Origin of the sequence: Variovorax paradoxus (assembly GCF_030811855.1) — a bacterium.
GTDB lineage: Bacteria > Pseudomonadota > Gammaproteobacteria > Burkholderiales > Burkholderiaceae_C > Variovorax > Variovorax paradoxus_L.
This window is the reverse complement of record NZ_JAUSRN010000003.1, coordinates 44,942-69,771: the sequence shown is the minus strand read 5'-3', so window position 1 is coordinate 69,771 and position 24,830 is coordinate 44,942. Positions and strand designations below refer to the sequence as shown.

27 protein-coding genes and 1 tRNA gene are annotated in these 24,830 nt (G+C 67.0%); 17 read left to right on the top strand and 11 right to left on the bottom strand.

The genetic code is table 11. The annotated features are described in order from the left end of the window. Positions 1–8: 8 nt before the first annotated feature. The 3 genes from J2X92_RS08235 (at position 9) to J2X92_RS08225 (ending at position 3,424) form a co-directional block, all read left to right on the top strand. A complete protein-coding gene (locus tag J2X92_RS08235; RefSeq protein ID WP_307574861.1) occupies positions 9–731 on the top strand; it encodes a DsbC family protein in 723 nt (240 codons plus the stop codon). Next, a complete protein-coding gene (locus tag J2X92_RS08230; RefSeq protein WP_307574858.1) occupies positions 731–2,581 on the top strand; it encodes a M61 family metallopeptidase in 1,851 nt (616 codons plus the stop codon). Before J2X92_RS08235 ends, J2X92_RS08230 begins: the two co-directional genes overlap by 1 nt. A gap of 63 nt (positions 2,582–2,644) precedes the next feature. Further along, a complete protein-coding gene (locus tag J2X92_RS08225) occupies positions 2,645–3,424 on the top strand; it encodes an enoyl-CoA hydratase (RefSeq protein WP_307574856.1) in 780 nt (259 codons plus the stop codon). Positions 3,425–3,465: 41 nt separating this feature from the next. On the opposite strand, the gene J2X92_RS08220 is transcribed toward J2X92_RS08225, so the two are convergent. Next, positions 3,466–4,719, bottom strand: a complete 1,254-nt coding sequence (locus J2X92_RS08220; protein ID WP_307574854.1) for a hypothetical protein — start codon at positions 4,717–4,719, stop codon at positions 3,466–3,468. Next, positions 4,716–5,384, bottom strand: coding sequence for a sigma-70 family RNA polymerase sigma factor (locus J2X92_RS08215; protein WP_307574852.1), 669 nt, complete (start codon positions 5,382–5,384; stop codon positions 4,716–4,718). Before J2X92_RS08215 ends, J2X92_RS08220 begins: the two co-directional genes overlap by 4 nt. Before the next feature lie 146 nt (positions 5,385–5,530). On the opposite strand from J2X92_RS08215, the gene J2X92_RS08210 reads away from it, so the two are divergent. After that, positions 5,531–5,607, top strand: a tRNA-Met gene (locus tag J2X92_RS08210). A gap of 249 nt (positions 5,608–5,856) precedes the next feature. Here the strand turns inward: J2X92_RS08210 and alkB are convergent. Further along, a complete protein-coding gene (gene alkB / locus J2X92_RS08205) occupies positions 5,857–6,507 on the bottom strand; it encodes a DNA oxidative demethylase AlkB (RefSeq protein ID WP_307574850.1) in 651 nt (216 codons plus the stop codon). After that, positions 6,504–7,955, bottom strand: a complete 1,452-nt coding sequence (locus tag J2X92_RS08200) for an aminotransferase-like domain-containing protein (protein WP_307574848.1) — start codon at positions 7,953–7,955, stop codon at positions 6,504–6,506. Before J2X92_RS08200 ends, alkB begins: the two co-directional genes overlap by 4 nt. Positions 7,956–8,054: 99 nt before the next feature. Between J2X92_RS08200 and J2X92_RS08195 the strand changes: the two genes are divergently transcribed. The 3 genes from J2X92_RS08195 to J2X92_RS08185 are packed head-to-tail and all read left to right on the top strand — an operon-like array spanning position 8,055 to position 10,271. Further along, the gene (locus tag J2X92_RS08195) at positions 8,055–8,243 is read left to right on the top strand and encodes a DUF2970 domain-containing protein (RefSeq protein WP_307574846.1); all 189 of its coding nucleotides are present in this window, start codon (positions 8,055–8,057) and stop codon (positions 8,241–8,243) included. Next, positions 8,240–8,968 carry a c-type cytochrome gene (locus J2X92_RS08190; RefSeq protein WP_307574845.1) on the top strand — a complete coding sequence of 243 codons (729 nt, stop codon included), beginning with the start codon at positions 8,240–8,242 and terminating at the stop codon, positions 8,966–8,968. The genes J2X92_RS08195 and J2X92_RS08190 overlap by 4 nt, the downstream gene beginning before the upstream one ends. Before the next feature lie 7 nt (positions 8,969–8,975). After that, the gene (locus J2X92_RS08185) at positions 8,976–10,271 is read left to right on the top strand and encodes a c-type cytochrome (RefSeq protein ID WP_373424806.1); all 1,296 of its coding nucleotides are present in this window, start codon (positions 8,976–8,978) and stop codon (positions 10,269–10,271) included. Positions 10,272–10,360: 89 nt separating this feature from the next. Here the strand turns inward: J2X92_RS08185 and J2X92_RS08180 are convergent, their stop codons facing one another. From J2X92_RS08180 to ruvB, 3 genes are all read right to left on the bottom strand, one after another. Beyond that, on the bottom strand, positions 10,361–11,230 hold the full coding sequence (locus J2X92_RS08180; protein ID WP_307574843.1) for a UDP-2,3-diacylglucosamine diphosphatase: 870 nt from the start codon (positions 11,228–11,230) through the stop codon (positions 10,361–10,363). 94 nt (positions 11,231–11,324) lie between these two features. After that, complete coding sequence (gene dmeF, locus J2X92_RS08175; RefSeq protein ID WP_307574842.1) at positions 11,325–12,284, bottom strand: CDF family Co(II)/Ni(II) efflux transporter DmeF; 960 nt, start codon at positions 12,282–12,284, stop codon at positions 11,325–11,327. Positions 12,285–12,288: 4 nt separating this feature from the next. Beyond that, positions 12,289–13,353, bottom strand: coding sequence for a Holliday junction branch migration DNA helicase RuvB (ruvB, locus tag J2X92_RS08170; protein WP_307574840.1), 1,065 nt, complete (start codon positions 13,351–13,353; stop codon positions 12,289–12,291). Between the two features lie 84 nt (positions 13,354–13,437). On the opposite strand from ruvB, the gene J2X92_RS08165 reads away from it, so the two are divergent. Genes J2X92_RS08165 through J2X92_RS08135 form a run of 7 tightly spaced genes read left to right on the top strand, consistent with a single transcriptional unit; the run spans position 13,438 to position 19,963 of the window. Next, entirely contained in the window at positions 13,438–14,040 is a 603-nt protein-coding gene (locus J2X92_RS08165) for a CDP-alcohol phosphatidyltransferase family protein (RefSeq protein ID WP_307574839.1), read from the top strand. 47 nt (positions 14,041–14,087) lie between these two features. After that, entirely contained in the window at positions 14,088–15,863 is a 1,776-nt protein-coding gene (locus J2X92_RS08160) for a bifunctional alpha/beta hydrolase/class I SAM-dependent methyltransferase (RefSeq protein ID WP_307574838.1), read from the top strand. A gap of 19 nt (positions 15,864–15,882) precedes the next feature. Then, positions 15,883–17,232, top strand: coding sequence for a phosphatase PAP2/dual specificity phosphatase family protein (locus J2X92_RS08155; RefSeq protein WP_307574836.1), 1,350 nt, complete (start codon positions 15,883–15,885; stop codon positions 17,230–17,232). Further along, positions 17,225–17,665, top strand: a complete 441-nt coding sequence (locus J2X92_RS08150; protein ID WP_307574834.1) for a hypothetical protein — start codon at positions 17,225–17,227, stop codon at positions 17,663–17,665. Before J2X92_RS08155 ends, J2X92_RS08150 begins: the two co-directional genes overlap by 8 nt. Further along, positions 17,662–18,390: a lysophospholipid acyltransferase family protein gene (locus J2X92_RS08145; protein WP_307574833.1), complete on the top strand. Its 729-nt coding sequence runs from the start codon at positions 17,662–17,664 to the stop codon at positions 18,388–18,390. Before J2X92_RS08150 ends, J2X92_RS08145 begins: the two co-directional genes overlap by 4 nt. After that, positions 18,387–19,340, top strand: coding sequence for a phosphatidate cytidylyltransferase (locus tag J2X92_RS08140; RefSeq protein WP_307574832.1), 954 nt, complete (start codon positions 18,387–18,389; stop codon positions 19,338–19,340). Before J2X92_RS08145 ends, J2X92_RS08140 begins: the two co-directional genes overlap by 4 nt. A gap of 35 nt (positions 19,341–19,375) precedes the next feature. Beyond that, the gene (locus J2X92_RS08135; RefSeq protein ID WP_307574831.1) at positions 19,376–19,963 is read left to right on the top strand and encodes a YdeI/OmpD-associated family protein; all 588 of its coding nucleotides are present in this window, start codon (positions 19,376–19,378) and stop codon (positions 19,961–19,963) included. 15 nt (positions 19,964–19,978) lie between these two features. Here J2X92_RS08135 and J2X92_RS08130 read toward each other — a convergent pair whose 3' ends face one another. Both J2X92_RS08130 and ruvA read right to left on the bottom strand, forming a co-directional pair. Next, positions 19,979–20,599 carry a hypothetical protein gene (locus tag J2X92_RS08130; RefSeq protein WP_307574829.1) on the bottom strand — a complete coding sequence of 207 codons (621 nt, stop codon included), beginning with the start codon at positions 20,597–20,599 and terminating at the stop codon, positions 19,979–19,981. Positions 20,600–20,621: 22 nt separating this feature from the next. Beyond that, positions 20,622–21,194 (bottom strand): Holliday junction branch migration protein RuvA, encoded by a 573-nt coding sequence (gene ruvA, locus J2X92_RS08125; protein WP_307574827.1) that lies wholly within the window; start codon positions 21,192–21,194, stop codon positions 20,622–20,624. Positions 21,195–21,363: 169 nt separating this feature from the next. On the opposite strand from ruvA, the gene J2X92_RS08120 reads away from it, so the two are divergent. From J2X92_RS08120 to J2X92_RS08110, 3 genes are read left to right on the top strand one after another with little or no spacing between them, the layout of a single operon-like run. Further along, positions 21,364–22,311: a PhoH family protein gene (locus J2X92_RS08120; RefSeq protein WP_307574825.1), complete on the top strand. Its 948-nt coding sequence runs from the start codon at positions 21,364–21,366 to the stop codon at positions 22,309–22,311. 1 nt (position 22,312) lies between these two features. After that, positions 22,313–22,774, top strand: a complete 462-nt coding sequence (gene ybeY / locus J2X92_RS08115) for an rRNA maturation RNase YbeY (protein WP_307574823.1) — start codon at positions 22,313–22,315, stop codon at positions 22,772–22,774. Next, positions 22,775–23,386 carry a class I SAM-dependent methyltransferase gene (locus J2X92_RS08110; protein WP_307574822.1) on the top strand — a complete coding sequence of 204 codons (612 nt, stop codon included), beginning with the start codon at positions 22,775–22,777 and terminating at the stop codon, positions 23,384–23,386. Between the two features lie 8 nt (positions 23,387–23,394). On the opposite strand, the gene dtd is transcribed toward J2X92_RS08110, so the two are convergent. Both dtd and J2X92_RS08100 read right to left on the bottom strand, forming a co-directional pair. Then, positions 23,395–23,838, bottom strand: a complete 444-nt coding sequence (gene dtd / locus J2X92_RS08105; RefSeq protein ID WP_307574821.1) for a D-aminoacyl-tRNA deacylase — start codon at positions 23,836–23,838, stop codon at positions 23,395–23,397. Continuing rightward, positions 23,835–24,746, bottom strand: a complete 912-nt coding sequence (locus J2X92_RS08100) for a cation diffusion facilitator family transporter (protein ID WP_307574819.1) — start codon at positions 24,744–24,746, stop codon at positions 23,835–23,837. The genes dtd and J2X92_RS08100 overlap by 4 nt, the downstream gene beginning before the upstream one ends. Positions 24,747–24,830: the final 84 nt, after the last annotated feature.

Here is a 24,830-nt window from a genome sequence, read left to right as displayed (position 1 = left end):
GACTTTCCATGAAACTCGCACGCAACCTTCTTCTCGCCGCCTGCACGCTGGGCGCGGCCGCCACGGCCCTGGCCGGCGAAGCCGAGATCCGCAAGAACCTTCCGGCTCGCATTCCGCAGTTCCCGGCCATCGACGAGGTCACCAAGTCACCGCTGCCGGGCCTCTATGAAGTGCGCGTGAACGGCTTTCAGATCTACTACACCGACGAGCAGGGCAACTACCTGCTGCAAGGCAATCTCATCGACGTGAAGGCGCGCAAGAACCTGACCGAGGAGCGCATCGAGAAGCTCAGCGAAGTCTCTTTCGACAAGCTGCCCGTGAACGACGCCATCAAGATCGTGCGCGGCAACGGCAAGCGCAAGCTGGCGGTGTTCGAAGACCCGAACTGCGGCTACTGCAAGCGCTTCGAAAAAGACATGAAGACGGTCGACAACGTGACCGTGTATCTGTTCCTGTACCCCGTGCTCGGGCCCGATTCGGCCGTTAAGTCGCGCGACATCTGGTGCAGCAAGGACAAGGGCAAGGCCTGGGGCGACTGGATGGAAACCAGCGCCAAGCCCGCCACTGCGGCCGCCAGCTGCGACGTGGCCGCGCTGCAGCGCAACGTGGAGTTCGGCCGCAAGTACAACATCACCGGCACGCCCACGCTGATCTTCAGCGACGGCACCCGCGCCCCGGGCGCCATTCCCGCGGAGCAGGTCGAGAAGCAACTCACCGCTTCCAAGAACTGATGGCCGCCCCAGCCGTCTCGCGGCGCGCAGTGTCTGCGCCGGCCGCCGCAGTGCGCTATCGCGTCGAATGCGCGGACCTGCACGCGCACCTCTTCACCGTCACCCTGACCATCGAGTCGCCCTCCGCCCAGCAGCGCGTGGCGCTTCCGGTGTGGATTCCGGGCAGCTACCTGGTGCGCGAGTTCGCCAAGAACCTGCAGGGCCTGCGTGCCACGCAGGGGCGCCGCAAGCCCGCGCTGACTCAACTCGACAAGTGCAGCTGGCAGATCGATTGCGTACCGGGCCAGCCGCTGGTGCTGCATTACCAGGTCTGCGCCTACGACAACTCCGTGCGCACCGCCTGGCTCGACGCCGAGCGCGGCTTCTTCAATGGCACGAGCCTCTGCCTGCGGGTCGAAGGCCAGACGGACGCGCCGCACGCGCTGGAGATCATTGCGCCTTCGTTTTCGGCCGACGGCACGCGCTGGTCCTGCGCCACCGCTCTGGTGCCTTCAAAAACCGACAAGCACGGCTTCGGCCGCTACCTGGCTGCCGGCTACGACGAGCTGGCCGACAGCCCGGTCGAGATGGGCGCCTTCTGGAGCGCCGAATTCGAAGCATGCGGCGTGCCGCACCGCTTCGTCATCGCAGGAGCCGCGGCCTCTTTCGACGGCGAGCGCCTGATCGCCGACACGCAGGCTATCTGCGAAGCCGAGATCCGCTTCTGGCACGGCGACAAAGTCGGCAAGCGCGGCGGCCCCAAGCCGCCGATCGACCGCTACGTGTTCATGCTCAACGCAGTGGACGACGGCTACGGCGGGCTCGAGCACCGACATTCCACCGCGCTCATCTGCAACCGGCGCGACCTGCCGCAGCTCAGCGCCAAGAAGCAGCCCGAGGGCTACACCACGCTGATGGGACTCATCAGCCACGAGTACTTCCACACCTGGAACGTCAAGCGCATGCGGCCCGCGGAGTTTGCGCACTACGATTACGGCCGCGAGAACTACACGCACATGCTGTGGTTCTTCGAGGGCTTCACCAGCTACTACGACGACCTGCTGCTGCGCCGCGCCGGGCGCATCGACGACGCGGGCTATCTGCGCCTGCTCAACAAGACCATCAACCAGGTGCTGCAGACGCCGGGCCGGCTGGTGCAGCCGGTGGCCGACGCGAGCTTCGACGCGTGGGTCAAGTACTACCGGCAGGACGAGCAGACGCCCAACAGCACCGTCAGCTACTACACCAAGGGCGCGCTGGTGGCGCTGTGCTTCGACCTCACGCTGCGCCGCGAAGGCAATGGCACGCTCGACGATGTAATGCGCCAGCTGTGGATGCAAAGCGGCGGCGGCCCCATCAGCGAGGCCGACGTGGCAGCCGCGCTCGAAGCCGTTGGCGGCCGATCGTATGCGGATGAGCTGGCGCAGTGGGTTCATTCGACCGACGAGCTGCCGCTCTCCGAGCTGCTGCGCGCGCACGGCGTTGCAGCGCTCGAAGACCCTTCGCAACCGGCGCAGGCCCTGGGCTTGCGTGTGGCGGAGGCCAACGGCAGCGTCCAGGTCAAGGTGGTGCTGCGCGGCGGCGCGGCCGAAAAGGCGGGCTTCTCGGCACACGACGAATGGATCGGCGTGGAGTTGCCGGCGGTCGGCAAGAAAGGCCAGCAAAGGCCTGCTCAGGCTTGGCGCATCGCCAAGCTCGACGACCTGGCGCTTTATCTCGGCGACGCCGCGCGCTGCACCGCGCTGGTGGCACGCGACCGCAAGCTGCTCCGGCTGCCGCTGGTGCGCCCCGAAGGCGCCACCACCTGGCGGCTGTTCCTGCACGACGCGGCGAAGGTCGCGGGCTGGCTCATGCCGGGCGCACGGCGCTGAGCTGCGTGTCCCGCCCAGGCTGGGTATAGTGAACCGCGTTTTTTTCTTCTCCCGGAGACACCCATGAGCTACGAAAACATCGAAGTGCGGACCGAAGCAGGCAAGGTCGGCATCATCACCCTCAACCGCCCCAAGGCGCTCAACGCGCTGAACGATGCGCTCATGACGGAATTGGGCACCGCGCTCAAGGCCTTCGATGCTGACGACGCGATCGGCTGCATCATCCTGACGGGCAGCGAACGCGCGTTTGCGGCCGGCGCCGACATTGCGGCGATGGCCAAGTACAGCTTCATCGACACCTACAAGGGCGACTACATCACGCGCAACTGGGAAACCATCCGCTCGATCCGCAAGCCGGTGATCGCGGCCGTGAGCGGCTTTGCGCTGGGCGGCGGCTGCGAGCTCGCGATGATGTGCGACTTCATCATCGCGGCCGACAACGCCAAGTTCGGCCAGCCCGAAATCAAGATCGGTGTGATACCCGGCGCCGGCGGCACGCAGCGCCTGCCGCGCGCGGTGGGCAAGAGCAAGGCCATGGACATGGCGCTCACCGCCCGCATAATGGATGCGGCCGAGGCCGAGCGCGCGGGCCTCGTGAGCCGCGTGGTGCCTTTCGAAAAGCTGGCCGACGAGGCGCTCGGCGCGGCGCTGATCATTGCCGGCTACTCGCAGATCGCGGTGATGGCGGCCAAGGAGTCGGTGAACCGCGCTTTCGAAAGCGGACTCTCCGACGGCGTGATGTTCGAGCGCCGGCTGTTCCATGCGCTGTTTGCCACGGCCGACCAGAAGGAAGGCATGGACGCCTTCCTGGCCAAGCGCCCGCCGGATTTCAAGAACGCCTGATCGCTTCGTGTGAAGGCGGGCGCAGCGCACCCGCCGAGGCGCTACTGGCGCACGAGCAGCGCCCGCAACGCGGCGAGGGTCGACGCCGGCGGCGTGCCGACCGATGCACCGCCACCCGTCCCCGCTTGTGGTGTCCAGCGCACCTGGTCGCCGGAGATCTCGAGCACCGCGAGCAGCGTGGCGCCCCGGTATAGCTCCAGCCGCGCCTCGACGGGCGCGGCCAGTTCGGCGCCCGGCGCCGTGGCCGAGCGTGCGACGGCGTTCACCAGTGCCGCAAGCCCCTCCGTATCGCCGCGCGCCTGTCGCGAGCCCTGCCCGGCACGCGTCAGGTTCAACGAGGTCCATTGGTCCAGCGCGGAGAACGCCGATGCGTCGTCCGCGCTGGCCTTGGCCTTGGCCGCGGCGGAAGCGGGTGCGGGCGCGCGGGCAGCGGGCGCCTGGCGCAAGGCGCCGGAAGCCTCGGTACTGGAGTTGGCGCTGCGCTGAGCGGCTGATAGCGCCGGAGAAGCGCTGCTGTCGGCCGACTCGCGAGGCGACGGGGGAGCGGCTGGTGCCATGGCCGCAGCCGGCGGCGCGCCTGCGGCATCGCGGCTTCTTCGCTGCCGGTTTTCCGGTTCGCTTTCTTCGTGTCGCTCCTCGGTGCGCGGAAACGCGCGTGGCGCGGGTGCGGATTGCTCCGCCATCGGAGCTGGCGATGGCTGCACGACTGCGGGAGCCGACGGAGGCGGAGGTGCAGCCGCAATGACCGGTGCAGGCGCGGTCGGCTTGTCGGAGGGCACTGGTGCTGGCGCCGTTCGGCGCACCGGGTCCTCTCTTCGCTGGGGCGCCCCCCCGCTCACCGCGTCTCGCGCCGCTTCGGTCGGAGGCTGCGCCGGAGCCGGAGCCGGGGCTGGCGCAGGAGGAACAGCGGCCGGCGCCGAAACGGACGCGGCAGGAGGCGCGGAGGCAACCCTGGCTTCTCCGTCGAGCCGCGCATCAGGCACCGGCTCGCGGTGCCAGAGCACGGTGACGAAAGTGGCCACGAGCACGGTGGCAAAGGCGGCATTCCACGGCATGCGGGCATGCGTTTCACCGCCACCACCGAAAAGCCGGCGCCACCACGGCGCGGCCGCCGCGGGCGGTGTCGCGGGCACGGTCGCGAGGTTGTGCGCCATCTTCCGGATCGCGTCGCGCGTGCGCGGATCGGGCAGCGCGTCATGGTCCGGCGCATGATCCAACGCACGGCGCAACATGGGGTCGCGCAGCGCGCCGTCGTCTCCAGCCGACTGCGCAGTTTTGTTGTCGTCGCTGCTCATGCGCGCTGCTCCAGCACCGATAGATAACGTTCCATGCAACCGCGCAATTTCTGCAGCCCGTAGCGCAAGCGGCTGCGCACGGTCTCGAAGCCGATCCCCAGGCTGGCCGCAAGCGCCTCGACGGTCAACCCGTCTTCATGGTGCAGCAGGAAGGCGGCGCGCTGCTCGGCCGGCAATTCGTCGAGGCAGGCCAAGAGGCGCCGGCCGGCGGCGCGCCAGAACGCAAGCTCTTCAGCCGAAGGATGCGCCGCTGCATCGAGAGCCGCGCCGCGCACGCCGCGGTCGAGCGCGGGGACCGCGGCGTCGCCGTCGTCGGGATGCGCGTCGAGCGCCACTTCGCGCCCGCTCACGCGCAGCCGGTCCATGGCCAGGTTGTGCGCGATGGTGAAGGCCCAGGTGCGCCACGCGGCACCCTGGGGCGAGAAGCTGTCGCGCGCGGAGATGATGCGCACCCAGGTGTCCTGGAACACTTCGTCGGCCTGCGCGGCGAGCTTGGCGCCGAGCAGCCGCTTGACGAAGCGAAACAGCCCGCCCTCGTGGCGCGCATAAAGCACATCGAACGCCGCGCCGTCGCCCTGCGCGTACGCCAGCATCAGCTGGTCGTCGGGCATGGCGTCGCGCTCGGTGGCGGCTTTGGTGGAAGGGGCGCGGGGGAGCGCAGACATCGGCGGATTTTCACCCGTGCTTGTACGGATGGCGGCCTGCTTCGGGGTTGAGCGTCGCAAAAAGACACCGCATTGGACCTGCCGGACTTGATTGGGGCCCCGCGGCCTGCGCTATAATCTTGGGCTCGGAGCAAAACTGCCCGAACGGCTCTTTAGCTCAGTCGGTTAGAGCGATGGAATCATAATCCACAGGTCCGCGGTTCGAGTCCGTGAAGAGCCACCAACATCATCAAAAAGCCTTGCGAGTCAATGACTTGCAAGGCTTTTTTGTTTTCCCGGCGCCCAATTTTCCAGTCTCTGCCAGCCGATTTTTTGCGCCAAAAAGGCCAGTGCCCATTCAGCAGGCAATGTGGTGCGAACCCGCGCCGTTGCTCGCTTTGGCGACCCGGGTCCTCAGACAACCCACAGAGTTGTGCACAGAAAAGCAGGACAAGTCATCCGCTTGACTTGAGCGAAATGTAGGCCGTCCTGCTCAACCTGCCTTGCGGAAAGTGAGGTTGATGCGGCGCCGGCCCAGCAGCGCATGCGGCCTGTCCTCGAGCGGCAACACGCCGTGATAGCGCAGCCTGTCGGGGCCGCCCCACACCACGACATCGCCGTGCACCAGCGGAATGCGCGCGGCCTTGTCGCTGCGCGCGAGCCCACCGAAAAGAAAGGTGGCCGGCATGCCGAGCGATACCGAGACGATGGGCGCGCCGTAGTCCCGCTCGTCCTTGTCCTGATGCAGCGACAGGCGCGTGCCGGGCTCGTAGCGGTTGACCAGGCATGCATCGGGCTCGAACCCCTCGAATCCCGCTTCGGCAGCAGAAGCTTGTGCCAGACGCTCGAACACCGCCGGCATCGGAGGCCACGGCCGGCCCGTTTCGGGATCGAGCTCGGCATAGCGATAGCCCCGCCGGTCCGAGATCCAGCCCAGGCGGCCGCAGTTGGTCATCGCCACCGACATGGTGAGGCCGCCGGGGGTCACGAGATGCCGAAAGGCTGCGCGCTGTTCGACCTCATGCAACGCGGGCAGAAGATCGTCCACGAAGGGCAGCGCAAAGCCACGCAGCACAAATGCACCAGGGCCGATCGCCTCGTTACCCCGCGGCAGTTCGGCATCGGAAAAAAGATCGAGCGTCACGCAACGATTTTCTCGCGCGCCGGGCCATCGGCGGCCGCCGCAGCCACCAGTCGCCCCAACGTCTGCACCGCCTTTTCGGCATGCCCGTCCCAGGCATGCCCATAGTTCAGCCGCAGGCAATGCCCAAAGCCGCGCGTGGCCGAAAAGATCGGTCCTGGCGCCACGCTGATGCCGAGTTCCAGTGCCTGGGCATGGATTTCGAGCGCATTCACATGCGCCGGCAACTCGACCCACAAGAAATACCCGCCCAACGGCCGCGTGGCGCGCGTGCCCGCCGGAAAGTAATGGCCCACCGCCTGCGCGAAAACCGCCTGCTGCACCGCCAGTTGCTGGCGCAGCTTGCGCAGGTGCTTGTCGAGGCCGCCCTTCTCCAGGTAGGTCGCCAGGGCCAGCTGCGCAGGGACCGAGGTGCTGAGCGTGGTCGTCAGCTTCAGCCGTGCCACGTTGCGTGTGAAGCGCCCAGGCGATGCCCATCCGATGCGGTAGCCCGGTGCCAGGCACTTCGAAAATGAAGAGCAATGCAGCACGAGCCCCTGCGTGTCGAAGGCCTTGGCCGGCGGCGGGCGCCGGTCGCCGAAGTAGAGCTCTGCGTACACGTCGTCCTCGATCAGCGGCAACATGTGGCGCGCCAACAGTTCCACCAGTGCCTTCTTCTTGGCGACAGGCATCAGGCTGCCGAGCGGGTTCTGGAACGTGGTCATCAGCCAGCAGGCCTTGGGCCGGTGCGCTGCAATGGCGAGTTCCAGCGCAGCCAGGTCGATGCCTTCGCCGGGATGCGTCGGCACTTCGATGGCGCGCAGGCCCATGCGCTCGAGCGCCTGCAGGGCCGCGTAGAAGGTGGGCGACTCGACGATCACCGAATCACCCGGGCGAGTGACCGCGGCGAGGCACAGGTTGAGCGCCTCCATCGCGCCGTTGGTGATGACGATTTCATCGGCCGGCACCTGCATGCCGTCGCCGAGGTAGCGCAGCGCGATCTGCCTGCGCAGTGCCGCGCTGCCTGGCGTGAGGTCGTCCACGGTGCTCCATGGATCGAGCGACTTGGAGCTCGCGGCCATGAACTGGCCCAGCCGCGCAAGCGGAAACAGCAGGGGGCTCGGAAAAGCCGAGCCGAAGGGCACCACCTTGCGCGACATGCTGGCCTCGAGGATGCCGAACACGTGGTCGCTCACGTCCAGAGACTTGGGCCCCTCCGCCGGGCGCGAGACGATGTTGGCCTCGGGCGGCGCATCGCGCAGCGCGCCGCCCGTGACGTAGTAGCCCGAGCGGTCCCGCGCGCGCACCAGGCCGCGGGCTTCCAGCAGGTAGTAGGCCTGGAACACCGTGGATGGGCTCACACCCCGGCTCTCGCCGGTATGCCGCACTGAAGGCAAGCGATCGCCCGGCTTCAGCGTACCGTGGCGGATCGACGCCTCGATGTCGGCGGCCAAGGCTTCGTAGCGCTTCATTTCAGGACGTACCTCATTCGGGGGAGACTTTATCTGCTCCGATGATTCGGCTCGGATCTGCATCTGTTTTTTCCGGCCCGGTTGCGGCACAGTCGGTGCATGTCCAATTTCTTGCGCGCACTGCGGGCCGTTCTCTGGAGTTTCATCGGGCTTGGCGGCCGCCGCGCGGATGCCGACCGGCGCACCGAACAAATCGGCGTGCTGCCACTGATCGGCGTCGCGCTGGCCGTGGTGCTGCTGCTCATTGCGGGGCTGCTGGCACTCGCGCATTTCGCGGCCGGCACATGAGGAAGTCCGTCCACCGCATTGCAGTCATGGCGCTGCTCCTGCTGCTCGGCCACGGGATCGCTGCCATCGCGGCGACGCCACCCGCGCCTGCCCCATCTTCCCGCGGCGACATCGAGCGTCGCGTGGCCGCCTGCATCGCCTGCCACGGGCGAGAAGGCGCGACCACCAACGCGGGCTACTTTCCGCGCCTGTCCGGCAAGCCCGCGGGCTACCTTTTCAATCAGCTGCGGAGCTTTCGCGACGGGCGGCGCTTCAACACCGACATGACCTACATGGTGCAGCACCTCTCCGATGCCTACCTGATGGAAATGGCCGAGTACTTCGCGGGCCTGAACCTGCCCTACCCGCCCGTGCCGCCCGTGAACGACGCACCGCCCGCGCAGCTGGCGCGCGGCCGCCAGCTGGCGCTCGAAGGCGATGCCACCCGCCGCATTCCGGCCTGCGTGGAATGCCACGGCGCCGCGCTCACCGGCGTGCAGCCAGCGATTCCGGGCCTGCTCGGCCTACCCCGGCTCTATGTGTCTTCGCAACTCGGCGCCTGGCTCACCAGCGAGCGGCATGCACTCGCTCCCGACTGCATGGCAGACATCGGCCGCCGCATGACCACGGCCGACATCAATGCCGTGGCCAGCTGGCTTGCGGTGCAGCCCATGCCTGCGGACCCGAAGCCCGCCACGTCCCTGCCCGCTGCGCTGCCGATGTCGTGCGGCGGCATGCCGAAGTGAGGCGGCCATGAGGAAGATGCGGAAGATGCGCTACCTCGGCTGGACGCTGCTTGCATTGGTCCTTTTGCTCGGCGCCGCGGCGGCGGGAATCGTCGCGCTCAACCTGCGCGGCGAAGATCCGCTGCCGGAGCAGCCGGAAGCCTTCAATGCCACGCCCCAGCTGATCGAGCGCGGGCGCTACCTCGCGCTGGCCGGCAACTGCGCCGGTTGCCACACCACGCGCGGCGGACAGGCCTATGCGGGAGGATTGCCGATCGAGACGCCCTTCGGCACGGTTTATTCGAGCAACCTGACGCCAGATGCCAAAGCCGGCATCGGCAGCTGGAGCAGTGCGCATTTCTGGCGCGCCATGCACAACGGCCGCAGCAAGGATGGCCGCCTGCTCTACCCCGCGTTCCCGTATCCGAATTTCACGCAGGTGACGCGCGAAGACTCCGATGCCATTTACGCCTACCTGCGCAGCGTGCCGCCGGCCCCGACGCCCAACCTCTCGCACCGGCTGCGTTTTCCCTACGACACGCAGGCCGCGCTGGCGGTGTGGCGGGCCCTCTCTTTCAAGCCCGAGACTTTCGTCGCCAATGCGGGCAAGCCGGCCGAATGGAACCGCGGCGCCTACTTGGTCGGCGGATTGGGCCACTGCATCGCCTGCCACGGCAGCCGCGATTCACTGGGCGCCACGCAGGCGAACCTGGGCCTCTCGGGCGGGCTGATCGCGGTGCAGAACTGGTACGCGCCCTCGCTCGCCGACCCGCACGAGGCCGGCGTGTCCGACTGGCCCACGGCCGACGTGGTCGCGCTGCTGAAGACCGGCGTCGCGCCACGCGGTGCGGTCATGGGACCGATGGCCGAGGTCGTGTTTCGCAGCACGCAATACCTGAGCGACGCCGACCTGGGCGCGATAGCCAGCTACCTGAAAGACCTGCCCGGTGTAACGGCGCAACCGGTGATGCGCACCGTCACCAACGCCACGCGCCGCGATGCCGGCACCATGGCCCGCGGCCAGAAGATCTATGACCAGCGCTGCGCCTATTGCCACGGGGACCAGGGCCAGGGCGAGCCGGGCGCCTTTCCGCCACTGGCGGGCAACCGGGCCGTGAACATGGCGCAAACGGCCAACCTGATCCAGGTGATTGCGCACGGCGGCTACCTGCCCTCCACCCAAGGCAATCCGCGCCCCTACGGCATGCCGCCCTTCGGGCAGGCGCTCGACGCGGCCGACGTAGCCGCGGTGCTCACCTTCATTCGCGGCGCATGGGGCAACGACAGCCCGCCCGTGACATTACTCGACACGACACGTCGGTGAGCGGCGGACCACCACCGCGAAATTGCGCGAGGGGAGATGCGGCGCTTCTCATGTCCCAGGCGCCTTGGCGCCGCAGCGGCCTCGACCGCTCAGGCGGCCACGGCTTCGCGTGGCGCACCCGTCTTCGCGGGCACCGGCATATGCTGCGCCCAGTCGATGATCTCCAGCGTGCCGTCGGCATGCTCGGCCAACGCCGTGAGGCTTTCGACCCAGTCGCCGTCGTTGCAATAGAGGATGCCGTCGATATCGCGCATCTCGGCATGGTGGATGTGGCCGCAGACCACGCCCTGCACACCGCGCTTGCGGGCCTCGCGCGCGACGGCGTTTTCAAAGTCGCCCACGTAGCTCACGGCGCGCTTGACCTTGCCCTTGAGGTACTTTGAAAGCGACCAGTACGGCAGCCCCATGCGCGCTCGCAGCGAATTGAGGTGGCGGTTGAGCTTGAGCGTGAATTCATAGAGCGAATCGCCCACATGCGCGAGCCACTTGGCGCACTGGATCACACCGTCGAACAGGTCGCCGTGAATGATCCAGAGCTTGCGGCCGTCGGCGGTCTCGTGGATCCACTCTTCGGCCACGTCGATGCCGCCGAAGTTGTGGTGCAGGTACTTGCGCGCGAACTCGTCATGGTTCCCCGGAATGAAGATCACGCGGGTGCCCTTGCGTGCCTTGCGCAGCAGCTTCTGGATCACGTCGTTGTGCGCTTGCGGCCAGTACCAGTGGCGCTTGAGCTGCCAGCCGTCGATGATGTCGCCGACCAGGAACAGCGTTTCGCACTCGGTGTGCTTCAGGAAATCGAGCAGCGCGCGAGCCTGGCAGCCGGGGGTGCCCAGGTGCAGGTCGGAGATCCAGAGGGTGCGAAAGCGCAGCGGCGGCCGCGCAAGATCATCGTCCTCCGGATCAGAAGCCCGGGTCGCGGTGTCGCGCCATGCGCGGAGGAAAGCATCGTCGCGTTGCATGGACGGGTAGGCTCCCACCAATGCATGACGGCGCGATGGCGTTCCAGTGACATTCCGGTGACGCGTGGCCCGGAGGCAATGCGCTGCAACCGACTCAAGGGGCGCAGCGCTGGATTTCCACGGTCGAGTGGCGAATTTCCTCGTGCATCGAAAAGCAGGCGCGCACCTCGTCGGCCGAGAGCGTGGCGGAATGCGTCACCACCGTGAGCGCGCAGGCATAGGCCTCGCGGCCCACGCGCCACACGTGCAGGTCGGCCACGCGGGTTTCCGAATCGGCCAGCATGGTTTCCACGCCTTCGCGGATCTCGGCCGTGACGGGGTGGTCCATCTCGCGGTCGAGCAGCACGCGGCCGGTTTCCTTGAGCAGGCCTTTGGCCCAGACGGCCACCAGCACCGCGCCGACGATGCCCATGGCCGGGTCGAGCCAGGCCCAGCCGAAGAACCAGCCGCCGAGAAGCGCGGCAATGGCGAGCACCGAGGTGGCGGCATCGGCCACCACGTGCAGGTAGGCGGAGCGCAGGTTCAGGTCGTGGCCATGGCCGTGATCGTGGTGCGCATGGCCGTGCCCGTGCCCATGGTCGTGACCATGCCCGTGATGGTGCGCCGATCCCAGCAGCCGCGCACAGACCAGGTTGACCACCAGCCCGAGCACGGCCACCGCCACGGCTTCGCGGTAGTGGATGGCCGAGGGCGAGAGAAGCCGCTCGATGGAGCCCACCACCATCAGCGCCGCAACGCCCAGCAGCATCAGCGCGCTGGCAAAGCCGCCCAGTACCTCGATCTTCCAGGTGCCGAAGGCGAACCGCGGATCGCGTGCGTAGCGCCTCGCGGCCGCATAGGCGAAAGCGCTCAAACCGATGGCCAGCGCGTGCGAACTCATGTGCCAGCCGTCGGCCAGCAGGGCCATGGAGTTGAACCACCAGCCGGCGCCGATCTCGACCACCATCGCGGCGATGGTGATCCACATCACGTGGCGGGTGCTGCGCTCGGCCGATTCGTTGCCTGCGCCAAAGTGGTGGTCGTGCTGCCAAGCACTCAGATCATGCGTGTGCATGGTTTCAAACTCCAAATAGGTCTTGGCCGTCGGAGCGGCTCGAGGGCGGCGCCACACCGAGATGGCGGTAGGCCGCCAATGTGGCGATGCGGCCGCGCGGCGTGCGCTGCAGGTAGCCCTGCTGAATGAGGTAGGGCTCGATCACGTCCTCGATGGTGCCCGGCTCCTCGCCGATGCTGGCCGCCACGTTGTCCAGCCCCACGGGGCCGCCGTCGAAGCGGTGGATCACGGCCTCCAGCAGCTTGCGGTCCATCAGGTCGAAGCCTTGCGGATCGACGTCGAGCATGGCGAGCGCCTTGTGGGCGATCTCTTCGGTGATGCGCCCGTTGCCCTTCACCTCGGCGTAGTCGCGTACGCGCCGCAGCAGGCGGTTGGCGATGCGGGGCGTGCCGCGCGAACGGCGCGCAATCTCGAAGCCGCCAGCCGTGTCGGTCTCCACCTTGAGCAGCCCGGCGCTGCGACGCACGATGAGCGCCAGTTCTTCCGGCGTGTAGAACTCCAGCCGCGCCACGATGCCGAAGCGGTCGCGCAGCGGATTGGTGAGCATGCCGGCGCGGGTGGTGGCGCCCACCAGCGTGAAGGGCTGCAAATCGAGCTTGATGCTGCGCGCCGCGGGGCCTTCGCCGATCATGATGTCGATCTGGTAGTCCTCTAGCGCGGGATAGAGGATTTCCTCGACCACCGGGCTCAAGCGATGGATCTCGTCGATGAAGAGCACGTCGTTCGGCTCGAGGTTGGTCAAAAGCGCCGCCAGGTCCTTGGGCTTTTCGAGCACCGGGCCGGACGTCTGGCGCAGGTTCACGCCCAGCTCGGCCGCGATGATGTGCGACAGCGTGGTCTTGCCGAGGCCGGGCGGGCCGAAGAGCAGCACGTGATCGAGCGCTTCCTTGCGCTTGCGGGCGGCGCCAATGAAGATTTCGAGCTGCTCGCGCACCTTGGCCTGCCCGACGTATTCATCGAGCAGCTTGGGACGCAGCGCCCGCTCGATGGCCTCTTCCTGGGGCGAAGCGGGGGCGGCGGACACCACGCGTGGGGGCGCGGGCGCGAAGTCGTCAGTCTGAATGGTCATGGGAGAGGGTTTTGCGTTTGTGAGTTTAGTGCCTGCTCACTGGCAGAATGCTTCGGCCATATAACAAACGAGGGGAAGCCAAGGGTGTCGATCTACGAACTGAAGCCTCGGTTCCAGGCGCTGCTGCGGCCGCTCGTCGGCCGCCTGCATGCCATGGGCATCACAGCGAACCAGGTCACCCTGGCCGCGTGCGCGGTGTCGGTCGCACTCGGGCTCTGGCTGTTCTTTGCCGCTCCCTCGCTGGCTGCCTTCGCGCTGATTCCGGCTTGGATGTTCGTGCGCATGGCTTTCAACGCCATCGACGGCATGCTGGCGCGCGAGCATGGGCAGCAAAGCAAGCTCGGCGCCTTCCTCAACGAACTGACCGACGTGGTCTCCGACGCCGCGCTGTACCTGCCGTTTGCGCTTGTGCAGCCGTTCAGCCCGTTCTGGGTCGGCACGGTGATCGTGCTCGCGGGTTTGAGCGAATTCGCCGGCGCGCTGGGCCTCACGGTGGGGGCTTCGCGCCGCTACGACGGGCCGCTCGGCAAGAGCGACCGCGCCTTCGTTTTCGGCGCGCTTGGCCTCTATGTGGCGCTGGGCTGGCCCCTGCCGGATTGGTCGGCGTGGCTGATGCCCCTTCTTGCCGTGCTGGTGGCCTGGACGGTGGTCAACCGCATCCGGCGCGCGCTGGCCGAGGCCGCATAAACCTGAATACAACGAACAAAACAATAGCCAATAGCGACAGGGATTCGATGACCGACACAAACACCAACACCAACCCACGCATTCCGCAAGAGCGCCAGTTCCGCACGCACGACGGCGAATCGCTCTTCTACCGGCACTGGCCGGCCACCGGCAAAGCGCGCCGCGGCGCCATCGTTCTGTTCCACCGCGGCCACGAGCATGGTGCGCGCATGGCGCACCTCGTCGACGAACTCGACCTGCCCGATTTCGACTTCTTTGCCTGGGACGCGCGCGGCCACGGGCGCTCGCCGGGCCAGCGCGGCTACAGCCCGAGCTTTGCGACCTCCGTGCGCGACGTGCAGACCTTCGTCCAGCACATCGGCAGCGCGCACGGCGTGGCGGAGCACGACGTCCACGTGATTGCGCAAAGCGTGGGAGCCGTGCTGGTCTCCACCTGGGCGCATGACTACGCGCCCAAGGTGCGCGGGCTCACGCTGGCCTCGCCCGCCTTCAAGGTCAAGCTCTACGTGCCGTTCGCGCGCGCTGGGCTGGGCCTGATGCACAAGCTGCGCGGCCTGTTCTTCGTCAACAGCTATGTGAAGGCGAAGTTCCTCACGCACGACCCGGAGCGCATCGCCAGCTACGAGAGCGATCCGCTGATCTCGCGCCCGATTGCCGTCAACATCCTGCTCGGCCTCTATGAAGCGGCCGACCGCGTGGTGGCCGATGCCAATGCCATCACCTTGCCGGTGCAGCTGCTGATCTCGGGCGCGGACTGGGTGGTGCACCACAAGCCACAGCACCAGTTCTTCGAGCGGCTGGGCAGCGCCATCAAGACCAAGATGGAACTGCCGGGCTTCTTTCACGACACGCTGGGCGAGAAGGACCGCGCACCGGCGGTGCAAGCGATTCGGGAATTCATTCTGCAGCTGTTCGACCAGCCGCCCACGCCGGTCGACCTGCGCGCGGCGCACCTCAGCGGCAACACCGCGGACGAGTCTCGCGCGCTGGCGGAGCCGCTGGCGCCAATGTCGCCGCGCGGCGCCTACTGGGCCATGACGCGCGCCGGCCTGCGCATCGGCGGCAAGCTGTCGAGCGGCGTCGCGCTGGGCCATGCCACCGGTTTCGATTCGGGCAGCACGCTCGACTATGTCTACCGCAACCACCCGCAAGGCAAGGGCCCGCTGGGCCGCTCCATCGACAACACCTACCTGAACTCGATCGGGTGGCGCGGCATCCGGCAGCGCAAGATCCATGTCGAGGAGCTGATCCGCATCGCAATGGAACGCCTGGCCGAAATGCACCGCGAGGTGCGCGTGATGGACATCGCGGCCGGCCATGGCCGCTACGTGCTCGACGCGGTGGCTGCGAGCCCCGTGAAGGCCAGCTCGATCCTGCTGCGCGACTACAGCGACATCAACGTGCGCGACGGCCGCGCGCTGATCGCCGAGAAAGGACTGGAAGACGTGGCGCAGTTCGTGCAGGCCGATGCCTTCGACCGCATCAGCCTGGCCACCGTGACGCCGCGCCCCACGTTGGCCGTGGTGTCGGGCCTCTACGAGCTGTTCCCCGACAACGAGATGGTGCGGCGCTCGCTTGCGGGCGTGGGCGACGCGGTGGAAGACCGCGGCTACCTGGTCTACACCGGCCAGCCCTGGCATCCGCAGCTCGAGATGATTGCGCGCGCGCTCACCAGCCACCGCCAGGGTGAGGCCTGGGTGATGCGCCGCCGCACGCAGGCCGAGATGGACCAGTTGGTGGAAGAAGCCGGTTTCCGCAAGATCGACCAGCGCGTCGACGAGTGGGGCATCTTCACCGTCTCGCTTGCGGTGCGGGTGGCATGACCTCGGGGCTTGGCGCGAAATGAAGGAGTGGCTGGCGCAGCGCCCCTGGAAGCGGGCCGCCCCGTGGCTGGTGTTCCTGGGGCCGCTCTTCTATGCGACCTACGGCCTTGCCAACTGGTGGGCCACCACGCGCGCGCAGGTGCCTTCGATGGCCTTCGAATGGGAGCGGCAGCTGCCCTTCTGGGCCTGGACCATTTTTCCGTACTGGACGATCAACGTCTTCTACGCGCTCTCGCTCTTTCTTGCGCGCAGCAAGCACACGCTCGACCGGCATGCGCTGCGGCTGGTGAGCGCCACGCTCATCGCCTGCACCTGCTTCGTCCTTTGGCCGCTGCATTTCAGCTTCGGACAGCCGGCGGTGGAAGGCGCACCGGCATTCCTTTTCAATGCCTTGCGCGGCTTCGACCAGCCCTACAACCAGGCGCCTTCGCTGCATATTGCGCTGGCGGTCATTCTGTGGGACTGGTACCGGCAATTCGTTCGCGCCGCCTGGGCAAGGCTGGTGCTGCACGTGTGGGCGTTCGCCATCTGTGCCTCGGTACTCACGACCTGGCAGCACCATTTCATCGACATTCCCACGGGCGCGCTACTCGGCGTGTTCTGTGTCTGGCTGTGGCCGCTCGCGCGTACGGTATCGATGCGGCGCGCCTGGCAATGCACGCGCGATGCGCAGCGCTTGAAGCTCGCGGGTTTCTATGCCGCCGGCGCGGCGCTGATTCTTGCGGCTGCCTTGTATGGCGGCGGTGTGTGGCTGTGGCTCGCCTGGCCCGCGGCTTCTCTGGCGCTGGTGGCGCTCAACTACATCGGCTTAGGCGCCCGAGGTTTCCAGATGAACAGCTGCGGCCGCATGGGCTGGGCTGCGCGCTGGCTCTTTGCGCCCTACCGGCTGGGCGCGGCCGTCAATGCGTGGCTTTGGACGCACAAGCTGCCAGCATCGGTTGAAGTGGTGCCGGGCCTGCGTCTTGGCCGCTTGCCGACGACGGCGGAATGGATCGCTGCCGGCAAGCCCCGGCTCGTGAGCCTTTGCGCCGAGCTGCAGACGACCGCAGGTGTGCCGCATGCGCGCTGTGTGCCGATCCTCGACCTGACGGTGCCGCCGACCGTGCGGCTGCAACGTGCCGCGGCGGTCATCGAAGGCCAGCGCCTCAATCCCGAAGGCGCACCGGTATGGGTGTGCTGCGCGCTGGGCTTTTCGCGCAGCGCCGCGGCGGTCATTGCATGGCTGGGACGCTACGGCTCGGCGGGCGGTCTGGCGCAAGCCGAGGACACGGTACGCCTCGCCCGGCCGCAAATCGTGCTGCGCCCGGCCTGGCGGGTCTCGCTCGAGCCGCTGGCCACCACTGTGCCAGGAGCGCCGCCACATGACTGACAACGAACGCGCCACCTGCGCGGCGCTGGCCGGGCTGCTGCGCGCCGCAGCGGTGCTGGCAGTATGGGGTTTTGCACTCATGTGCATTGCAGCGCTGGTGCTTGCGCTCACAATGCGCTCGCTCTCGACCACCGCCGCCATGAGCTTTGGCGCGGTGGCGGTGCTGGGCGCACTCGAGCGCTATTTCGCGTTCAGGCTGCGGCTCGACCAGACCCTGTTCGGCGACCTAGCACGCGGCGCCATCGTTTCGCTGGATGCGCTCGACAGCGCGCTCGAGCGGCTCGGCCTGCGCAACGCAAACACGCCCGCTGCCCTCCGCCCCCTCGATGACCGCGTGCAAGGCACCCGGCAGCTCATGCAGCGCCATGCCATCGTCGTGGTTTGCCAGAGCGCGATGTTTCTCCTTGCCTTGATGACACAGGACCTGTCGTGACTGAAGAAAACAACAACATCAACGAAAAAGAGCGGCCGCCCGAAAGCACGGCGCTGCGCCGCGCGCTCGCCATCGTCGCAGGCAAGCTGATCATCGGCGCGGCCGGCCTGCTGACCGGCGTGCGCGCCATCTGGAGCGGCACCACGCCCAAGGCCGAGCAGACGCTGTACTTCGCCAACCACACGAGCCATGGCGACTTCGTGCTGCTGTGGGCCACGCTGCCGCCCGACCTACGCGCACTGACGCGGCCCGTGGCCGGGCAGGACTACTGGATGGCTTCCAAGGTACGGCAGTTCATCGGCGCGGACGTGTTCAACGCACTCATGATCCGGCGCGACGGCTCGGGCCAGGGCGGCAACCCGGTCGATCAGATGAAGGAGGCGCTGGAGGGCGGCGACTCGCTCATCATGTTTCCCGAAGGCACGCGCAACACCGGCGACGAGATCCTGCTGCCGCTCAAGAGCGGCCTCTATCACCTGGCGCGCGCCTGCCCCAACGTGCGTCTGGTGCCGGTGTGGATCGAGAACCTGAAGCGTGTGCTGCCCAAGGGCACGCTGGTGCCGATTCCACTCGCCTGCACGGTCCGCTTCGGCGCGCCCATCCAGCTGGCCGAGGGCGAAGACAAGGCCAGCTTCATCGCGCGCGCACGCGCCGCCATGCTCGACCTGCGCCCCGAATACGACCGCGTGCCGGAACAAGAAAAAGCAGCCACCACGACGCCATGAACATCTCGCCCTCGACCCAGACCACGCTGCAATTGTTCGGCGGTGTTGCCGGCGTGCTGATTCTTGCCTCGACCATTGGCGCGCTGCTCAAGTGGCGCGTGGCGCAAGGCCAGCCCAACTCGGTGATCGACAACCTCAATGCGCGAGTGAACGCGTGGTGGCTGATGGTGGCGGTGATCGGCGTTGCCTTCGCTTTCGGCAAGGGCGGCGTAATCGTGCTCTTCTACCTGATCTCCTTCTACGCGCTGCGCGAGTTCATCAGCCTGGCCTACACGCGGCGCGGCGACCATCATGCGATTGCTGCGGCCTTCTACATCGGGCTGCCGGTGCAATATTTCCTGGTGTGGATCGACTGGTACGGGCTCTATTCGATCTTCATTCCGGTCTACGCTTTTCTCGTGCTGCCGATTCTTGCAGCGGTGGGCGGCGACACGCAGCGCTTTCTGGAACGCACCTCGAAGATCCAGTGGGGCCTGATGATCTGCGTGTTCTGCATCAGCCACGTACCCGCGCTTCTCACGCTGCAGATCCCCGGTTTCGAAGGCCGCAACCTGCTGCTGATTGCATTTCTCGTGATCGTGGTTCAGGGCAGCGACGTGCTGCAGTACGTGTGGGGCAAGCTCTTCGGCAAACGCAAGGTGGCGCCCGAACTCTCGCCCTCCAAGACCTGGGAAGGCCTGGTCGGCGGCGTGGCCAGCGCCACCGCCCTGGGCGCCGCGCTCTACTGGGCCACGCCGTTCAACCCCTGGCAGGCCGCGCTGATGGCGCTCACCATCTGCCTCATGGGCTTCTTCGGCGGTCTGGTGATGTCGGCCATCAAGCGCGACCGCGGCGTGAAAGACTGGGGCTCGATGATCGAAGGCCATGGCGGCATGCTCGACCGGCTCGACTCGGTGATCTTCGCGGCGCCGATCTACTTTCATGCGCTGCGCTACTGGTGGGTGCCGTGAGCACGGCACGCGCAAGTACAAGGGCAAAGAAAGCGATGGCGGCCGAGCGCGTTCCGCACGACACGCCCGTCGAATGCACCACCGCCGCCTCATGGGAGCGGTGGCTCAAGCGACACCATGCCGCCGCAGCCGGCGTATGGCTGCGAATGGCCAGGAAGGACAGCGGCATCGCGTCGGTCAACCACGCAGAGGCACTCGAGGTTGCGCTGTGCTACGGCTGGATCGACGGGCAGCGCAAGGCGGAAGACGACAAGCACTTTCTGCAGCGCTTCACCCCGCGCACGTTGCGCAGCACCTGGTCGAAGATCAACCGCGACAAGGCGCTGAAGCTGATCCAGGAAGGCCGGATGCAGCCTGCCGGCCTGGCCGAGGTTGACCGCGCCCGCGCCGACGGCCGCTGGGATGTGGCCTACGACGCCCAGAGCGTCGCTACCGTGCCACCGGACCTGCAGGCCGCCCTCGACGCAAATCCCAAGGCCGCAGCCTTCTTTGCCAAGCTCGATTCACGCAACCGCTATTCGGTGCTGTTCCGCACGCAGGGCGCAAAGAAGCCCGAGACCCGGGCGCGGCGTATTTCGCAGTTCGTCGAAATGCTCGCCAGGGGCGAGAAGATCCACCCCTGAGTACCGCCGCGGGCGCTACGTTTCCGCTCGCTGGAGCGTGTACTCGCCGGGCTTGTACGGCCCCATGGCCGCGCCGATGTCCCACAGCTTCAGCGCGCCCGGGAACACGGCCCGGCTACCGACCTTGGCGACACCGCGTTTCCGGATCTCGCGATTGAACCTGGATGAAAAGGACGTGATCTTTGCGAAGTCCCAATCCTCGATCGCGCCCAGACCGTCCGCTGTGTCCGCCCACAATTGCGCGCGCGTGAGCGAGTTGTGATTGGTGTGCGAGTCTTCCAGCCGCACGTCACCCGCGGAAGCGGAGCTCAGGTAAAGCTGCACCAGGCCCCATCCATCGGCGTTGTAGCGGAAGGTGGCGCCGCCACAAGCCTGCGGGTCCAGCGCCACGCGTCGGGGCATGAAGACGGGTCCCGCGCCCCGCACATACAGCTGCAGGTGCACGGAGCGCCACTTTCTGCCGTTGGCGTAGCTGCGCTCGAATTGCGCCAGCACCTCCGCCGCAGAGCGGAAGCACTTCAGTGGCTGCTCGAAGTCGGACGCAAGTTCATACACGTCGCAGCTCTCTTCCGCGAAAAGCCACGTGAGCAAGCCTTCGTGGTCTTCCTTCGTCGCATAAAAATCGCAATTGGGCATGACCGGCTCCCGCGCCTTCGACCTACTTCGCCAGCGCCTTCAGCGCCAGCTTGATGCCCTCGCTCACCGTCGCATCCTTGGGCAATGCCTTCAGCGCGAGTGCGGCTTCCTTGTCGCTGTAGCCCAGCGAAATGAGCGCCTGGAGGATGTCGGCCTGCGCGTCGGAGGCGGCATGCGCGGGCAGGCCGATGTCGGCGCCGAGCTTGCCCTTGAGTTCGAGCAGCAGGCGCTCGGCGGTCTTCTTGCCGATGCCCGGGATCTTCACGAGCCGGCCGAGCTCCTGCGTGGTAATGGCCTGCGACAGCTCGCCCACGCTCATGCCCGAGAGCAGGCCGAGCGCCGTGCGCGGACCCACGCCGGTGATCTTGATGAGCTGGCGAAAAGCCGCACGCTCCTCGGCGGTGCCGAAACCGTAGAGAATCTGCGCGTCCTCGCGCACCACGAAGTGAGTGAGCAGTGAAACACGCTCTCCGGTGCCAGGCAGGTTGTAGAACGTGCTCATCGGCACATCGACCTCGTAGCCGACGCCGTTGCAGTCCACCACCACCTGCGGCGGGTTGCGTTCGGCCAGTACGCCGGTGAGTTTGCCTATCATTGGCCCACCCCCGTTGCTTGCTCACTTCGTGTAGCCGCCTCCCCCCTCAAAGGGGCAACACCGGCGGCCCGGCAAAGCCGGTTCCGCGGTGTTCCCCGCTTTGGATTGCGTTTTTTCGAGCATGGCTGGTCTTGCATAGGGCTGCCAAAAAGATGGAAATGGATACCGCGTGATTCTGCGACACACCTTTACCCCACTGAACAATTCGCGCCTCGGCCACTTGTGCGGACCTCTGGACGCGCACCTGCGCCGCATCGAGGAAGCGCTGGGCGTGAAGATTGCGCACCGCCACGAACAGTTCAAGGTCGAGGGGCCCAAGGCCCCTGCGCAGCGAGCAATGGACGTGCTGCAGGCACTGTACGAAATTGCCCAGCGCTCCATCGACCCCGCCGTGGTGCAGCTGACGCTCGCAGGCGACGGCACGATGATCGACGGCGACGAGGATGCGGCGATGCTGGTCACGCGCCGCGCCGACCTGCGCGCGCGCACGCCCACGCAGGCCTTGTATCTCGACAACATCGCCAAGCACGACATCACCTTCGGCATCGGACCGGCTGGCACCGGCAAGACCTATCTCGCCGTGGCCTGCGCCGTGGACGCGCTGGAGCGCGCCGCGGTGCAGCGCATCGTGCTTACGCGCCCGGCGGTGGAGGCCGGCGAGCGGCTCGGCTTTCTGCCGGGCGACCTGACGCAGAAGGTCGACCCCTATCTGCGCCCGCTGTACGACGCGCTCTACGACCTCATGGGCTACGACAAAGTTCAGAAGGCCTTCGAACGCAACGCGCTCGAAATTGCACCTCTGGCTTTCATGCGCGGGCGCACGCTGAACAACGCCTTCGTGATCCTGGACGAGGCGCAGAACACCACGGTCGAGCAGATGAAGATGTTTCTCACGCGCATTGGTTTTGGCGCCAAGGCGGTGGTGACCGGCGACGTGAGCCAGATCGACCTGCCCAAGCAGCAACTGAGCGGGCTGATCGACGCCGAGCGCGTGCTGCGGCGCGTGAACGGCATCGCGATCACGCACTTCACCAGTGCCGACGTGGTGCGGCATCCGCTGGTCGCCAAGATCGTCGATGCCTACGACGGGCAGCGCAAACGTGCGGGAGCGCACTGACATGGCACTGGCCCAGCTTTCTCTCTCGCTGCAATTCGCGCCGCGCTTCAAGGGGATCGAGCGGCACCGCGCCGCGTTGCCGCGCCACAGCGTGGCACGCTGGATCCGCCATGCGCTGGAGGTGGACGGCGAGATCACGGTACGCATCGTCGACGCCGAGGAGGGCCAGCGCCTGAACCGCGAATTCCGCGGCAAGGACTACGCCACCAACGTGCTGACCTTCGACTATGCGCAAAGCCCGATGGTGATGGCCGACCTGGTGCTGTGCGCGCCGGTGGTCGCCAGCGAGGCGAAAGAACTGCGCAAAACGCTGTCCGCGCACTACGCGCACCTGCTGGTTCACGGCACGCTGCACGCGCAGGGCTGGGACCACGAAACCGGCGAAGCCGACGCCGAGGAAATGGAAGCGCGCGAGATCGAAATCCTGGCGGGCCTCGGCATCCGCAATCCGTACGGGCGGTAGATGACTGCGGCTGCGGCGCCCAACGACCCGTGGCTGCAGCGCTGGCTTCCGCTGGTCGCCGAGCGCGCGGGACCGGACCCGGTGCTCGAACTGGGTTGCGGCACTGGCCCCGACAGCGCCGTGCTGGTCGGCGCAGGTTTGCGGGTGGTCGGCATCGAGCTGTCGGCCGAATCCGTGGCGGCCGCGCGGATTCGAGTGCCGCAAGGCGCGGAGTTCCACTGCGGCGACTTCCGTGAGGCGCCCTTCCCGCTACCCGCGGGGGACGCGGAAGGCAGCGTGGGCGTGGTGGTCGCGAGCCTCTCGCTGCATTACTTCGCCTGGGACGAGACGCTCGCCCTGGAAAGGCGGATCCACCGCGTGCTTCGCCCGGGCGGCGTGCTGCTCTGCAGGCTGAATTCGGTGAACGACTTCCGCCATGGCGCCAGCGGGCCTCCGCCCGACGGAAAGGATTCCTTTTATCTGGTGGACGGCGTACCCAAGCGATTCTTCGACCGCACCGCGGTGGAACGGCTCTTTGCCCACGGCTGGCGCATGCTGCATCTGGAGGAACTCACGGTGCACCGCTACCAAGAGCCGAAGGTGCTCTGGGAAGCCGTGCTCGAGCGCACCTGAGGGCAGCGCTACGCCAGCATCTGCAGCGGAATGGTCACGGGTCCGTCGTTGACCAAGTGAACCTGCATGTCGGCGCCGAATTCGCCCGTGGCCACCACCGGGTGCGCAGCGCGGGCCTTGGCCACAAAGTACTCGTAGAGCCGCCGCCCTTCGTCGGGCGCCGCTGCCTGCGTGAAGCTGGGTCGGTTGCCGCCACTCACGTCGGCCGCCAGCGTGAACTGGCTCACCACGAGAAGGCCGCCGCCGATGTCCTGCACGCTGCGGTTCATCTTGCCGGCGTCATCTGAAAAGATGCGCAGCTTCAACAGCTTTGCGAGCATGCGATCGGCCAGCACATCCACATCGCCGCGCTCGGCACAGAGCAGGACCAGCAGGCCGCCGTCGATGGCACCCACGGTCTGGCCGGCAATGTCGACACGCGCGCTGGCCACGCGCTGGACCACGGCCTTCATGCCTGTCCCTCCATCTGGGTGGCGCGGGCTTCCATGCCCAGCGGCAGCAACTGGATGGTCACGCGCAATCCGGGCACGGCATCCATCAGCGTCTGCTCGAGTTCGTCGCGCAGGGCGGCTGCGTGCTGCAGGGTCCAATCGCCAGGCACGTGCATGTGCAGGTCGGCAAAGCGGCGCTGGCCTGCGCGCCGCGTCACCATGTCGTCGAAGCGCACGCGCGCGCCTTCGGGCAGGCGGGCGGCGAACTGGTCGAGCGTGGTGCGCAGCGTGGCGATGGTCTCGGGGTCGAGAGCTTCGTCCATCAGCCCTTGCGATGAGCGCCACACCAGCTTGACGCCTTCACGCACGATGTTGAGCGCCACGCCGATGGCCAGCAGCGGGTCGAGCCAGAGCCAGCCGCTGAAGTGCACGGCCACGATGCCGATCACCACCCCCGCCGAGGTCCATACGTCGGTCATGAGATGCCGCGCATCGGCCTCCAGTGCAATTGACCGGTGCGACCGAGCTGCGCGAAACAGCGCGAAGGCAAGGGCCGCATTGAAGCCCGAACTGACGACCGAAAGACTCAAGCCCCAACCCAGCTGTTCGAGGGGCTCGGGAGAAAGCAGGCGTTGCACCGAAACCCAGAGAATGGCCGCCGCAGCGCCGACGATCAGGATGCCTTCGAAACCCGAGGAGAAATATTCGGCCTTGTGGTGGCCATAGGGATGGTCTTCGTCAGCAGGCCGAGCGGCAATGGTCACCATGGCCAGCGCGAACATGGCGCTGGCAAGATTGACGAACGACTCCATGGCATCCGAGATCAAGCCCATCGAGTTGGTCAGGTAGCCCGCCAGTCCCTTGAGCAGAATCGTGACGAGGGCAACGGCAACGGAAACGCGAAGCAGCGTCTTGGGCGTAAGGATCATGCGCGGCGAAAATCGTCAAGCGATAAAGACAGCAAAAATGAGGCAAAAGGCCACATCTGGCTGTTGGATTATCTGGGGTAGGCT

Excerpts from the sequence above, each read along its gene's own strand:
- J2X92_RS08235 (WP_307574861.1), top strand. The coding sequence starts at position 9 with ATGAAACTCGCACGCAACCTTCTTCTCGCCGCCTGCACGCTGGGCGCG.
- J2X92_RS08230 (WP_307574858.1), top strand. The coding sequence starts at position 731 with ATGGCCGCCCCAGCCGTCTCGCGGCGCGCAGTGTCTGCGCCGGCCGCC.
- J2X92_RS08225 (WP_307574856.1), top strand. The coding sequence starts at position 2,645 with ATGAGCTACGAAAACATCGAAGTGCGGACCGAAGCAGGCAAGGTCGGC.
- J2X92_RS08220 (WP_307574854.1), bottom strand. The coding sequence starts at position 4,719 with ATGAGCAGCGACGACAACAAAACTGCGCAGTCGGCTGGAGACGACGGC.
- J2X92_RS08215 (WP_307574852.1), bottom strand. The coding sequence starts at position 5,384 with ATGTCTGCGCTCCCCCGCGCCCCTTCCACCAAAGCCGCCACCGAGCGC.
- J2X92_RS08200 (WP_307574848.1), bottom strand. The coding sequence starts at position 7,955 with ATGAAGCGCTACGAAGCCTTGGCCGCCGACATCGAGGCGTCGATCCGC.
- J2X92_RS08195 (WP_307574846.1), top strand. The coding sequence starts at position 8,055 with ATGTCCAATTTCTTGCGCGCACTGCGGGCCGTTCTCTGGAGTTTCATC.
- J2X92_RS08190 (WP_307574845.1), top strand. The coding sequence starts at position 8,240 with ATGAGGAAGTCCGTCCACCGCATTGCAGTCATGGCGCTGCTCCTGCTG.
- J2X92_RS08185 (WP_373424806.1), top strand. The coding sequence starts at position 8,976 with ATGAGGAAGATGCGGAAGATGCGCTACCTCGGCTGGACGCTGCTTGCA.
- J2X92_RS08180 (WP_307574843.1), bottom strand. The coding sequence starts at position 11,230 with ATGCAACGCGACGATGCTTTCCTCCGCGCATGGCGCGACACCGCGACC.
- dmeF (WP_307574842.1), bottom strand. The coding sequence starts at position 12,284 with ATGCACACGCATGATCTGAGTGCTTGGCAGCACGACCACCACTTTGGC.
- ruvB (WP_307574840.1), bottom strand. The coding sequence starts at position 13,353 with ATGACCATTCAGACTGACGACTTCGCGCCCGCGCCCCCACGCGTGGTG.
- J2X92_RS08160 (WP_307574838.1), top strand. The coding sequence starts at position 14,088 with ATGACCGACACAAACACCAACACCAACCCACGCATTCCGCAAGAGCGC.
- J2X92_RS08155 (WP_307574836.1), top strand. The coding sequence starts at position 15,883 with ATGAAGGAGTGGCTGGCGCAGCGCCCCTGGAAGCGGGCCGCCCCGTGG.
- J2X92_RS08150 (WP_307574834.1), top strand. The coding sequence starts at position 17,225 with ATGACTGACAACGAACGCGCCACCTGCGCGGCGCTGGCCGGGCTGCTG.
- J2X92_RS08140 (WP_307574832.1), top strand. The coding sequence starts at position 18,387 with ATGAACATCTCGCCCTCGACCCAGACCACGCTGCAATTGTTCGGCGGT.
- J2X92_RS08135 (WP_307574831.1), top strand. The coding sequence starts at position 19,376 with ATGGCGGCCGAGCGCGTTCCGCACGACACGCCCGTCGAATGCACCACC.
- J2X92_RS08130 (WP_307574829.1), bottom strand. The coding sequence starts at position 20,599 with ATGCCCAATTGCGATTTTTATGCGACGAAGGAAGACCACGAAGGCTTG.
- ruvA (WP_307574827.1), bottom strand. The coding sequence starts at position 21,194 with ATGATAGGCAAACTCACCGGCGTACTGGCCGAACGCAACCCGCCGCAG.
- ybeY (WP_307574823.1), top strand. The coding sequence starts at position 22,313 with ATGGCACTGGCCCAGCTTTCTCTCTCGCTGCAATTCGCGCCGCGCTTC.
- J2X92_RS08110 (WP_307574822.1), top strand. The coding sequence starts at position 22,775 with ATGACTGCGGCTGCGGCGCCCAACGACCCGTGGCTGCAGCGCTGGCTT.
- dtd (WP_307574821.1), bottom strand. The coding sequence starts at position 23,838 with ATGAAGGCCGTGGTCCAGCGCGTGGCCAGCGCGCGTGTCGACATTGCC.
- J2X92_RS08100 (WP_307574819.1), bottom strand. The coding sequence starts at position 24,746 with ATGATCCTTACGCCCAAGACGCTGCTTCGCGTTTCCGTTGCCGTTGCC.